We start from the raw sequence: 13,001 nt of genomic DNA on the forward strand, positions 1-13,001 counted from the left end.
TCTGCCACCTCGCACCAACACAGCTCTTAGCTTTCGCTTCGAGTTTGTGCTTCCAGACTTTTGGATGTGGTGTCAGGCTTCCCCCAGTTACTGCACTGGCTCCCTGTTAACAATGCCACCCTCAAGCACAGCATAGGTCTGACTGAGTATAGGGCTTCGCGCTATTTCGGACGCTTACCCACCTATACTGCCGAAGCAGGTTTACTTGCGTTGTGTACTGTTAACTTCCTATCGCTTCCTTCAGACCCTGCCGTTAGCCAGCAACGCCCTTGCGATTCGGATTATCTTCCCCTCAGTCGGGGTGATTCAGGTTTCTTTCAACCTAACGGGTTTGCCAGCTTCGCTGGGCAAACAAAAAAGCCACTTAACATTACGTTGAGTGGCTTGAGAAATACTGATTAAATTTAGTGACTTATCATCACTACTCGCTATTTACCGTTCAATTTCAGCGCTGTGAAAGTAACACTGTTGTAATCGCCGTTCTTTTTATCGATAGCAAAATCGCCAGTACCGCCACAACCCGGTCCCCATACAGGGTGTGAATCACTCACACTACATTGGCCATAAGCGCCCGCTTTATAATAGAAATCATCTTCAGCATAACCCGTTGGAGAGTCCAGCTCATCAATGCCCTTGCTCAGGTCGATTTCATACTTAACCGTATCGTGACGCTCTGTTTCGAACGTTAGGTACATCATGGTACCTTTCACTTCCACTTTGTAACTAAACTCTTCACCCAGAGCAATACCTGCTTCACCTGGTTCCGCAGGGTTTTCCCAAGTGTTGCCCCAAACAGGGTAAGCGATGTCGGCACGGTTTGGATCTTTCTTCTCTAGGTTACGTTCATAGTTCCAAAAGACCGAACCCATTTCTTGACCAGGAAACTTCTTATAGAAGATTTTCAGTGGTTCATTACCATGACCATAACCGGTTCCAGCTTTGATTAACTCATTGTGCTTTTTCGCGTGAATTTGACCAACCACAACAGAGTGAGCTGGGTACTTTTCTGGATACTTAGCGTTAATTGCAACGTGATTCACTTTTAGCGTCGCTTCCAACGTTCCACCAATCGCACTGTATTCACTGGCTGTTGGGTGACTCGATAGTGCCCACTGGTTTCCTTTATCAGCCGTATCGATAGAGAAATCGGCACCACGCGGCATCTGGCGTAACTCTGAGCGAGCATTCTTAGAGTTCTTAGTGGTGATCGCTTGGTTTTGCACTTCAAATACAAGGTTGCCATCTTTATCAAGATGGAAGAAATCACTGTGCGAGTAGCTCATCATCGCTACCCCTTCGATTTCATCAACGCGACCATCTTTATTAATATCCGAAGGAATGGTTATTTTCCAATTATGCATATCAAACTTATCCGCAGGTACCGGATAAGACACACCATTATTAGCAAACGACACAATAGGTACTGCTGATAGCAAAGCTACAGCAAGCATATTTTTCTTAAACATTTAAATTATCCTTAATTGTTAACACATACTGAGCACGCTCTCAGCACTGGAATTACTTTAAACACGAATTTGTAATAACCATTAACTAACAAATATCCAATCCCATTATCTCTTGTCGAAAAGGCTTGTTGGATTACACTGCCATAATTGGCAGTCCTAGTTATGACTAACCGAATTCAATATGATCTATTTGTCTTATTTTAACACGTCAAAAAATACTTATTTTCCAGCGTTATAAACATGAGACACAAGTCATGCTCGGATTGATTAATTGTGCGATAACTGGGATGTTCATAACATTTAACTATATATTTAATCGATTATTCGAAACTTCTTGATAGATATCACAGAAATTGGGAGCGGTAATAAATACCATATTTGTCATACATTAATTTAATACCATTTAAGGTATTGACTTGTAATCCAGGGGTACATTGGATGTATCCACCATAAAAATAATAGTGAGACAAAGGTATGAACTCTGTTACAAAAATTGCTGCAATTGTTGTTACAACTCTTCTTGCGGGTACGGCGACGGGCGCAACTCTTGATTACCGTGCTGAACATAAACATGAAGACGACAAATACGCGCACCGTATTAAGATTGGTGGTAGTACGAAAATAGCGGACGAGACAAAACTATATTTTAGCGTTGAGCAAAAATTTGCTCCAAATGCAGAGGGCGATATATATAACCAATTAGAACGTGGCGATTCCGAATTTGATTGGGGCGTTCGTTATGCGTTAAATGACAAGTGGTATTTACAGCCAGGTATGCCTATTACGTTCGGTGATGAAAAAACAACATTTAAACCACAATTTCGTGTTGGATATAAAGCTGACTTCGGCTTAACAACCGCTCTTCGTTACCGTCATGAATTCCAAAACTACACAGACAGTTCAAGCAGTTCGCTCACAAAAGTTAATGGCGACAAAATAGCACTAGCTGGCGAAACTGTTCAACAAGGTAAATTCACATTGACTGGTGCTTATAAATTCCAAAATGAAGACTTAAAAAATCTTCAACTAAGTTATGAAGCGAACTACGTAAAAAGCTATGAAGACCAAGTAAAAGCAAATGGCGAAGATTGGGAATGGGATTTAGGTGTAAAGATCGGCTATAAATTCGACAACTTAAGACCTTATGTCGAATTTTGGACGTCAGATTATGGCTCAGCGCAAGAAAATGAACGTCAGTTAAAAACACGAGTTGGTATTACATACTCATTTTAATCGTCTTCATTAGCCACCTATAGAGTGTGTCTCGTCCTAAAATACGTTGACAGTATTTCTACTAAGCCAACAGCGCCAGCTGTTGGCTTTTTTCATGCACCTCATTTGGAGTTTTCATATTGAGACTAAGGTGCGGCCTCATATTGTTATAGATATTTATAGACTCTTTTACAAATCGTTTAAGCTCTCCGAGATTTTTACATCTATCAAGTAAGAACTCTTGTTTCAGTATTCCATTTACTCTCTGCTAATGCATTTTGGTAGCAGTCATAACCATCTGTCATCGAAGGCATTATGCCGCTAATTTTCAATTTATCTTGATAACCACCTGAGTAAGACTGCAGACCACGATCTGAATGATGGATACAAGAACGATGGTATTGTCGCCCTTTGATAGCCATATCTAGCGCTTTCACGACATCCGTCGCTTTCATTTCATTGCTCAGCTCATAACCCATTATTTTTCGACTAAACGCATCTGTAACCAATGATAGGTAGTGAACTCCTTCGTCAGATTTAACATAGGTTATATCGCTCACAAACACAATCTCTGGACTACATGGTTGGTAATCCTTTAATAAATTCGGTTGCTTCTTCATCCAATGTCTACTGTTGGTCGTTTTTGTAAAACTACGTTTAGGTCTTACCAATAATCGTTCATCTCTTAAGTAATTGAAAAGCGCATCTCGACCCAACTTGATACCTTGCTCTTGTAGTTTGGGTTTAATCAAAAAATATAACTTCCTAGTACCAACCCGAGGTATATAATGCCTAATATTCAACACCATTTCTTTAATCGGTTTAAGCTCTAACTGACGATGATTAGCTCGCTTTTCTCGTTGATAAGCACTCTGTCTCGTTATCCCGCATAGCTTACATATTCGGACTAAACTTATTCCTTCTTGTCTTGAAGGCTTCTTGATCCTTGGCTAGATACTTTTTTCTGAGACAGGTTCCGTGCTCAGCATCAAGAATATCAACCACTCTATTTAAAATTTTTTCGTCTTCCAACTCTTTCTCAAGACGTTTTATTTTCTGTGCAGATGATTCTTTAGGCTTCGGTGATTGATGCCTGGCATTGATCCTTGGATTTTGCGCCCTATTCACCTTACCGTGCTTTCAAAGCCAGGTTAAAACGGTTGAGCGGCCTTGGATACAATAAATGGATTGGGCTTGTTTATATGTCATATCGCCTCTTTCTACAGCGGCGACAATCTTCGATTTAAAGCCTAGTGTGTAATCACGCTGAGTGCGCTTAATGTAGGTATTATTTGAAGTAATCATAATTCGTCCTCAATGTGTAAACACATTTCAGGACGGGACAGTACTGAGTACGGGCCTTATACGTCACAAAATACTACGCCAGGTGTGGAAGTAACTGCGACAGCCATTAAGTTCTCTTCAAACAGTGGGACTGCAGATACAACTTTATATGTCGACGACTGCAGAGTTTACTCCGATACAGCAGGCACAACTGAAATCTTCTCCGATGACTACAAGAACTACGAGAACTACGAGAACTACAGCATTGGTGCAAATTTGAGTGCTTCACCATACAACTCAAGTACATTCTTTGCGGTTGTTGCTGAAGATCCTCTGAACGCTGATGAGTAGTAAGTTAACCTAAAACTCTGTCAAAAATGCCATCCTAGTGAAGACACTTTTATTTCTATTCGACTTAACTAAATCGTTCATTTGAAAAAAGCTAACTCGCAAATAGCCCACTTACTCTCGCCATTAAGAGACTTGTCATTCAATGCCAAATTCAAACCTCGAAAGCTCACCAATCCCTTTAAACTTCCACGCGTCGTCGATTATTTAACTAATCGACATGTTTTTCTGCTGCGAATCACTATTAACTTAGGCTAGAAATGTCTCAACATAAATCATGTTGTAATTACAAACTCTTCCCTACCTAGATACCACTATAAATAACCTGTTTGCATAGAATTTAGGGTTTAGGGCTTAATCTCGATTTACAAACCAACCTTAAACACCGACCCATGAATGGTCGAGAATACTTAATATGTAAATACAAGCTCGTACGAGCGACCTAAGCTTATCGTTCCCAGTAACATTGCATGTAACCGCTATTTACTAAGATAGGCACGTGAGGCGAATGGGAAGCTGTGTTGACGATTGAATAAGAGGTGAGAGGCTAAATTTGGAACGTAGAAATATGGTTAACCACCAGCCCCTCTACTTGATCTATTGAACGGCCTACTATTTCCCCAGCTCAAATAACAAGCAAAAAAAAGCCTCCAAACCCTGAGACTGGAGGCTATTACGATAACTGAAATATTAAGTGTTATTCGATCAGATTACTTTTTGTATTGATCGTGCGATACGTCTAGTTGGTAGAAAGTCGCTTGTGAGTAATCGTCTAGGTCGCCGCTGATGTTTTGGTTGTAAACACCGGCTTTGAAGTACATGTACTTGCCGCCTACGTCGTAACCGCTGTTGCTCATATCAACCACTTGTACAACGTCGTCTTTGCCTTCACGCATTAGCGTTACTGTCATCGTGTTGCCTTTAACGTCAATACGGTAGCTGAACACTTCGCCAAGCGCGATACCATCTTCACCCACTTCAGCCGTCATATCGCCCACTAGAGGGTAGAAATCCTCTTTTGTTGCGTCTTGGCTTTCGTGTGCAAAGTAAACTGCACCCGTTGGTTGGTTTGGCAATTTACGGTAGTACAAACGAATCGGCTCATCGTTTTGATCGTGAATCTGGCCAATGATAAAGCGACCTACTTCATTCGCATTACCCGTTGTTGTTGCATGGTCGATTTTCAATGTCGCTTCTAGAACGCCATCAATACCTGCCGCAGCTTCTAAATCAGATTCAGGTGCGCTTGAGAATACCCAGTTGTTCTTGTTAACACCTTTTGTGCTAATAGACTGGTCACCACGACGCATCATCTCACGAAGCTCAGTACGTGCGTACTTAGTGTTTTTAGAGGTACGTACACCTTTCACGTAAGACTTGAAGACTAAACCACCGTCGTCAGCTGTGTAGAAGATCTCTGGGTGTTGGTAACCGTTTGCAAGGTTCCACTCAGACACGTCATCAGGCTTGCCGTTTTTGTCATGGTCGAATGGTTGAGACAGGTACCAATGAGTCATGTCGAAGTTTTCGCTCGGTGCATTACCTGCAACGGGTGTTGCTGGTAAGCCAGTCGGAACAGGTAGTGCGCTGCGCGTATCACATTTAACAGAAGTCTCACAAGGGTAAACCGCTGCTACGCCGAAGTTACCAGAGCGTAGATCTTTACGTGCAGCTTTACGTGCTTTTTCTGCCGCTTTCATTTCAGCGATAATTACTGCTTCTGCAGCTACTACATCTGAAGTGATGATATGGCTAGCAGGACATGCGTTGATGCTACAGTTAACTGCCGCTAATCCAGTCACACTGTTCCAACCGTTTTTGGTGTTACCGTGACCAACATATCTTACGTAACGTGCTTTCACTGCAGGCTCAAATTGGAAACGCTCTAGGCCGATAGCTTTACCAGAACTCAGTTGGTTCTCAAGTACCGTCGTCCAGGTTTCACCATCGACACTCACTTGAATATCAAACTTAGATTGGCGCTCATTACCTTTACTGAATGATGCTTGAACAGCGTCAAATTCTTGCACTGAACCATAATCTAGCATTGCCCACTCACCGTCACCCGCTGAAGACCAACGTGTTGTTAGATCTTGGTCAATAAGACGATCTGGGCCGTTACCATCATGGCTACTAGCGGCAACTGAAACTGGCGTTAGAAGCGCTTCACCCGTTTCTTTGTTATTTGGAAAATCAGCAGTCGTCGTGCTGGTGCTCGCACAACCAACCGCAAGTAGAATAGAAGAAGCGAGTAAGGTTTTTAGAGTAATTTGTTTCATATTTAATCCATTATTATAATACAAAGACAGCGTTCGTAAGTGAAAGCTAAATCAGCAAACACGAGCTATAAGGCGATTCCCCTCTCAGTATTTGCGATAACATGAAAATATTACGTAATCTTATAATACAAATAAAACATTTCATTGAATAAATGAGACTGGGAACACTTTCCGATTTTTCCATACTTTAACTGGATCACACTTCCTATTGATAAAAACAATATATAAAAAAATTGAATGCGAAATAGGCTAGCAATACCAAAGCAACCTAGTTGAAATAACAAGTTTTGAATCCAGTGAATCCGCTCTTTTCAACGATAAGATCCAACGATTGCCTCCCTCCTCTCAGAACGCAAAAAGACCACATCGTTGTAAACCAATGTGGCCTTTTGAGTTACCGTTCTAGCTATTCAGGATTAGTGCGACTATTTAATGACCAGTGGTACTATTCAAGCATCAGTGATCGCATTCAACTCCCAGGAAACTCAATAGTGCGCCGCTCTAAGAGAACTAAAGCTCACATCGAACACTTCACCGGCATAGTCGCTATCAGGCTTAAATTGTGGATAGATGCCCGCTTTGAAATAGAAAGCAATATCTGTCGATGTCCAATCTGATGTTAACGACACCGTCTCCCCATCTTTGTCGGTGTAATCTTGTCCCCATGGGATTGAATGAGAAACAGTGTTGGTTCCATCTAAGTCATGGGTTGCTAAGTACACACCGTCTTGGTTAGCACGTATCGTATATCGCCACTCTTCACTGGCCGAATAAGTACCTAATTCAACACTGAACGGTTCGCAATGACCGCAGTCTTGGTTGTTTCGTTCAAAGTCGGAGTTTAGAATCACGCGTACTGGTTTACCCTCACCTTCCCAGAGCAACTTCACTAGGGCTTGATTAATCTTCCAGCCGTGTATTTGCCCAAGCACTACTTTCGGGTCTTGGTTATTAATGTTCGGATAGTCCTCGATTCTCAGGGTTGCGGTTAACTCATGACTGGTTGCGTTGGTTCTAGTGTCGTCCAAATACCAACTCGTATCTTCATCGCTGGTGCTGCAATCTGGTTGAGCATTACTTTGGTATAGCTCTCTGAGCTCAGAGCGAATATAGCTAGAGTTTTGCGTAGAGGTGCCATATCCCATATCCGCTCTAAAGTGCATTCTTCCTTCATCGGCATTGAAGTAAGAAAGATTAATATCGCTGTGGTACACATCGCTATCATTTGAAAGCAGATCTTTGCTCGATTCACAGCGTTCCGGTTCTAACTCAGCAGCACTATCACCACCGCTTCCATACCAAGTATCTTTACTTGCCGGAATGGTCAGCTTCCAATCGCTAATATCCCAATCGTTTGAACCATCGATTTGAGTCGTTGTGTATAGCAATACCTGATAATAGGCGGTCGCTTCACCGTTTTCGAATTGATTATAGATTCCCACTTTAAAGTAACTCAGTAGATGCTGCCAGTAGGTGATATCTCCATCGACTTTAACTTCATCGTTCACTTTGATCGAAAGGGTGTTCTCATAAACAGAAAGATCAAACTTGGTGAAACTATCGAGTTCCGTCTCGCCCAAGTTGTAACGACTATATGAAGTAGTGTAACAATTTGAAGGGTCGACAGCACTGCTGCAATCAATGGCATTGTTCTTCATGACAGCCCAATAATGGCCTGTGAGCCCATCTCGTTCTTGCTCCCAAACCACGCGTAATAAAGGATGTGGTATATACCCTGTGCCACTTTCGTCTGTGCCTTTATTGTGTATCTGTAGTAATGTCACTTCGTCATGATCGGCTGGTGAGCTAGCCATTGAGTTTTCAATATCGGGAAGGCTTATTTCTGCGTATGGGTTTCGCTTCACGCCCGCTTCATTGACATCGAAGTTTTCTCCTTCGCGAACTTCAGAGCGCATCTTGTAATTGACAATTTTGAAGATAAGATTCTCAGTTTCCCCCATCAACGTAAAAATAGTCGCTGACATAACCATCAAAGTTTCCATCTTTTAGTTCAGAGGTTTTATTACCCTCTTCTCCGCTAGCGTCAGACACCTGAAGATCAGAACTGGAAAGAATATTTTGGTACTTGGCAATGTCATATGGAGGGACTGCACCATATGACGTTCCAGGGTTTGTGACATCAGAAGGATCACTACTATCACTTGAGTCGCTTGAACTACTTCCACCACAGCCGTACTTGAGCGAAGCGAGTACCACAACGAAGATTGGTTTATTCTCACTTATCCATAAGAGTAGAGTGATAATGTATATTTGTACTATTTTATGTCAATTGTCCATTTATCAGAATGTGAGATGCGGCAAATGAGGCGATATGAACCGTTTTTGCCGAGGGTTTAGAGACAAAAACAACGCAGAAAGGCCACTCTAAACTCGACAGGTTTGGAGCGGCTCTCAGGCTAAAAACCAAAATTAACACATTGATTTTTAGTGCTTATAGTAGAAACGTCAGACTTTGAAGCTACTCATTAGCTCGCTAACGCTACCATTCAATGTTTTGATTTCAGCGGATTCTGTCAGTTGATCTTGGCTTAGCTTATTGAGCTCCTCAACGAAGCTTTCAATCTTATGCATGTTCTTAGCGATACTCTGAATCAGGGCGTTTTGCTCAACAGAAGATCCTGAAATATCGTTATTGAAACGACTCACGGTTTCCATCTGTTCCGTTAGCTTCGCTAGCATGTTTACCGCTTGAACAACTTGAGCACGAGTCATCTCGCAATTGCTCTTCGTTAACTCAATCGATTTAACCAAACCATCCGATTTAGACTGCAACCCAGACAGCGCCTCTTCTATTTCAGAGGTACTGATTTGAGTTCGGTTTGCTAGCGCACGGACTTCGTCAGCTACCACAGCAAAACCTCGACCATGCTCGCCTGCTCTCGCCGCCTCTATGGATGCGTTTAACGCAAGCAAGTTGGTTTGTTCAGCAATACCACCAATCACAGACACTATCGACTGGATGCTCTGCGTTTCATTAGCCATAGAACGAATATCATCAGACGTTGTGCAAACCTGTTTCTCAAGATCACTGATGTACGTTTCTGTCACTGTGTTGATTTGCTTAGTCTCGTCACTAAACACGGCCGTATCTCGCGCTGCTTCTGCCGCTGACTGTGAGTTCTTCTCGACTTCACTTGAAGCTTCAGACAACCCATTAATCGCAGAGACGACTTGAACCGTTTCATCGGTATGAACTTTCAGTACATCGCTGGTTTCTTTACAGCCTTCTCGAATACTTAATACCTTGGTATCAAGATCCGAGTTCTTGAATTTCACGTCTTTAACCATCTCTTGAAGGCCAATGATGAACAAGTTGATGTCTTTGGCGATGTGTCCTAGGTCGTCATTGCCTTTCTCGGCAAGCCTTTGAGTCAGGTCGCCATTACCTTGAGAAAGGTCGTGAACAATTTTACGCAGTGACACGATTGGGCGGTAGAAACGATTCAGGAGTAGAATCATTAATATGACTGACCCCAATACACAGGCAATAATCAGCATTCGAGCATCTGACATCACACCATTCAGCTGATTGAGCGCGAGATCAGGGTCAATACTTGAAATCATGTACCACTCTTTCTGGCTGCCAATATCGACCTTCTTAGCCATCAAGATTCGCTGATTACCATCAATCACACCTTCAATAAATTGATCCGGTCGTTCGATGGCTTTGTTGAGTTTCATTAAGGCGTCAGCAGAAGAGATATTGCTCTGTGGAAGCACGTTGTCTATTGTGGATGCGACGACCATCCCTCTCTCATCCACGATGATACCTGTCGCTTCGTAGATGCTATCTAGCTGTTTGAGTTGAGTTTCCAAATCATCGAATCGAATGTCCGCCATGATCACGCGATCTTGGTATGAGTAAGTCACACCAATCATAGGCACTTGAGTACTCTTGGTGAAAAACAGATCACTAAAAGATAAGCCTGATTTCAATTTCGCTTGTTGATACCAAGGGCGAGTCGTTGGGTTGTATTTTTCTTTGATTCCAACACCATTAGGGAAAGACTCTGAAGGACGAGAAGTGTAAGAACGGCCGTCGTCAAAACCCACCACAATTTTGTCAATGCCACCGAGCTTTGCAGCATAATGCATGAGTGCTTCATTCGGCACTTGGTATGGGGATTTCATGAATTCTTGTGCAACGGAGTTGACCGTATCTATGGTGCGCTGAACGGTACTTTCTATTTGATTGATTTCTATCGTAAGCGAGTGATCAATCTCGTTATAAATCGTTTGGTTTACCTGTTCAGTGGCCAAGTTAAGCGTAAACCAGTTCGTAAATGCTAAAGCACTAGAACTAACGATCGCTACCATTAAAATCAATTTTCCTTTAAACCCTAGAGACAATTTTGAATTCATAAAACTCATCACCCATATCAACCTATGTCTATTATTTTCATCCGAATGAAATGGTTATTTTTTGCATTTTCGAAGATACGGGAAGTGAAACCTGTTCATGCCGTTCCATCGTCACAACCATCAATTTAATTAATATTGTATGTTTAATTAACTGCACTTTCTGTGAGCGATCTTGATATATCAAAACTGGTTAAAACTACCCTGTGACATAGGTATCATTTATGAGTTTGAAACTTTTAACGTGATTAGAAAGGAATGATTAACCAATCAAAACTGATCAACTTTCAGATAATTACCTCACAACTTCGCCGATAATGCCTTTACTCAAATTATTCATATCACTTTCGGTCATCTGACTAGGAAAGTGAGCCTTAAGTCACATTTTCACTAACCAACCATTCACTAAAGGCATTCAACCTTAAAATTTATTTGTAATACAATAAGCCTTAAGTTATTGTGTATTTGAATCATAACTTAAGTTCTTTCTGAATGCTTTTGTGCAATTCAAAGTGGAAATTGAAGCGTCTCGCTTTAAGGTCATTGAACACGTTTAACGTAGAAACTGTCGGGGGATCTCGTTAAGCGGTACTTCACTTAGATTGTTCATTCGTTTTTTCAGACGGCTCGTCCGAATACGCCCACATAGTCACCAGCTGTGTGGGCTTTTTTTTGTTTTGTGATTATCGCTTCGGGTTTTGGTTATCGCTCTACGCTACGAACTATCGCCCATTAATGACGGTATTAGATATTTAATCATGTGAAAATAGAGAGTCAGCTGATACATAACAAAGCACGTCTAGAACAAAGAGTTTCTGGAGGCGTTAAGTGTTAACAAGCAGCATTGAAAATCGAGATTAAATGAAAGTCGAAACAGGTAGAGTTTTGATTAGATAGAACAACAAGAAGCAAAAAGAGTAGAACAAGAAAATTAATACTGATGGCTGCGGGTTTTACGAGGGAGAGTGAAACCGTGGGAGCAAACTGGTATTAAGGATAAAACAGGTATCGAGGATAAAGCGGGATTTGAGATAAAACAGGCTCATAGATCAGGCTTGTGCAGATAAAAACGAACCTCGCTGAGGTATCGCCGCCTAACAGACAGGCAATACCCTAGCGAGGTCGTACGTCGATTACTTCTCTAGTTTAGCGAAGTAGTCGAAGATTACTGGTACATCGTTGTTACCCATGCCTGCGTCAACAGCAGCTTGTAGGCTTGTTGCAGTACCTTGAGCGATTAGAGACTCAGTACCTAGCTCTTCACAAAGAGCAAGGAAGTAACCAAGGTCTTTGTTAGCGTTAGCAACAGAGAAACCTAGCTTCTCTTCGCCGTCTACTGCGTAGAACTTACAGAATTGCATGAACGGAGAGTTAGATGGACCTGCAGACATGATGTCAAACAGTTGTTGGCCATCAACACCAGCGCGTTGAGCAACAGCGAAAGCTTGAGACATAGTTGCAACAGTCGTCATGCCCATGAAGTTGTTTACAAGCTTAGTTACGTGACCTGAACCTAGAGCACCTAGGTGGAATACGTTTTCGCCTTGCTCTTCAAGAACAGGTTTAACTTTGTTGAAAGTTTCCATGTCGCCAGCAGCCATGATGTTCAGAAGACCATCTTTAGCGTGTGCTGGAGTACGACCTAGAGGTGCGTCGATCATGCCCGCGCCCTTTTCAGCTAGAGCTGCGCCGATTTTCTTAGTAGAAGCAGGGATAGAAGTACCGAAGTCTACTAGTACTGCGCCTTCTTTGATGCCCGCTAGAACGCCGTCTTCGCCGTAAACGATTTTTTCAACAACAGCTGAAGTTGTAAGACAAAACTGAACGATGTCACTTGCAGCAGCTAGTTCTTTAGCAGAAGTGAATGCAGTCGCATTGCCGCGATCTGTAACGCGAGCAACAGCTTCAGCGCTTAGATCCATTACGTTTACGTGGTAACCGCGCTTTTGTAGGTTTTCAACCATGTTGCCGCCCATAAGACCTAGGCCAATGAAACCGATTACAGGTTTAGTCATGTTTAAACTCCAAATAT

6 protein-coding genes and 2 pseudogenes are annotated in these 13,001 nt (G+C 42.2%); 2 read left to right on the top strand and 6 right to left on the bottom strand.

Annotation, left to right across the window (positions count from 1 at the left end):
• Window positions 1–428: 428 nt before the first annotated feature.
• Window positions 429–1,466, bottom strand: a complete 1,038-nt coding sequence (locus ITG10_RS00595) for a polysaccharide lyase family 7 protein (protein ID WP_017632275.1) — start codon at window positions 1,464–1,466, stop codon at window positions 429–431.
• A 474-nt stretch (window positions 1,467–1,940) separates the two neighbouring features.
• On the opposite strand from ITG10_RS00595, the gene ITG10_RS00600 reads away from it, so the two are divergent.
• Window positions 1,941–2,699: an oligogalacturonate-specific porin KdgM family protein gene (locus ITG10_RS00600; protein ID WP_017632276.1), complete on the top strand. Its 759-nt coding sequence runs from the start codon at window positions 1,941–1,943 to the stop codon at window positions 2,697–2,699.
• Between the two features lie 61 nt (window positions 2,700–2,760).
• Here the strand turns inward: ITG10_RS00600 and ITG10_RS00605 are convergent.
• A pseudogene (locus tag ITG10_RS00605) lies at window positions 2,761–3,983 on the bottom strand (IS3 family transposase).
• A gap of 12 nt (window positions 3,984–3,995) precedes the next feature.
• Between ITG10_RS00605 and ITG10_RS00610 the strand changes: the two are divergent.
• Window positions 3,996–4,313, top strand: coding sequence for a hypothetical protein (locus ITG10_RS00610; protein WP_248386627.1), 318 nt, complete (start codon window positions 3,996–3,998; stop codon window positions 4,311–4,313).
• Between the two features lie 707 nt (window positions 4,314–5,020).
• Here ITG10_RS00610 and ITG10_RS00615 read toward each other — a convergent pair.
• The 4 genes and pseudogenes from ITG10_RS00615 to ITG10_RS00630 all read right to left on the bottom strand — a co-directional run bounded on the left by ITG10_RS00615 (window position 5,021) and on the right by ITG10_RS00630 (window position 12,984).
• Window positions 5,021–6,589, bottom strand: a complete 1,569-nt coding sequence (locus ITG10_RS00615) for a polysaccharide lyase family 7 protein (protein ID WP_017632237.1) — start codon at window positions 6,587–6,589, stop codon at window positions 5,021–5,023.
• Between the two features lie 485 nt (window positions 6,590–7,074).
• Window positions 7,075–8,833 (bottom strand): annotated as a pseudogene (locus ITG10_RS00620) (polysaccharide lyase family 7 protein).
• A 222-nt stretch (window positions 8,834–9,055) separates the two neighbouring features.
• Window positions 9,056–10,927, bottom strand: a complete 1,872-nt coding sequence (locus ITG10_RS00625; protein ID WP_017632240.1) for a methyl-accepting chemotaxis protein — start codon at window positions 10,925–10,927, stop codon at window positions 9,056–9,058.
• Between the two features lie 1,175 nt (window positions 10,928–12,102).
• Window positions 12,103–12,984 (bottom strand): NAD(P)-dependent oxidoreductase, encoded by an 882-nt coding sequence (locus tag ITG10_RS00630; RefSeq protein WP_004733521.1) that lies wholly within the window; start codon window positions 12,982–12,984, stop codon window positions 12,103–12,105.
• Between the last annotated feature and the right edge of the window lie 17 nt (window positions 12,985–13,001).

The sequence above is a fragment of the Vibrio sp. ED004 genome (assembly GCF_023206395.1).
Taxonomy (GTDB): domain Bacteria; phylum Pseudomonadota; class Gammaproteobacteria; order Enterobacterales; family Vibrionaceae; genus Vibrio.

Bases quoted from the DNA above. Each gene is read 5' to 3' on its own strand.
- ITG10_RS00595 (WP_017632275.1), bottom strand. From the start codon at position 1,466: ATGTTTAAGAAAAATATGCTTGCTGTAGCTTTGCTATCAGCAGTACCT.
- ITG10_RS00600 (WP_017632276.1), top strand. From the start codon at position 1,941: ATGAACTCTGTTACAAAAATTGCTGCAATTGTTGTTACAACTCTTCTT.
- ITG10_RS00610 (WP_248386627.1), top strand. From the start codon at position 3,996: ATGTGTAAACACATTTCAGGACGGGACAGTACTGAGTACGGGCCTTAT.
- ITG10_RS00615 (WP_017632237.1), bottom strand. From the start codon at position 6,589: ATGAAACAAATTACTCTAAAAACCTTACTCGCTTCTTCTATTCTACTT.
- ITG10_RS00625 (WP_017632240.1), bottom strand. From the start codon at position 10,927: ATGGTAGCGATCGTTAGTTCTAGTGCTTTAGCATTTACGAACTGGTTT.
- ITG10_RS00630 (WP_004733521.1), bottom strand. From the start codon at position 12,984: ATGACTAAACCTGTAATCGGTTTCATTGGCCTAGGTCTTATGGGCGGC.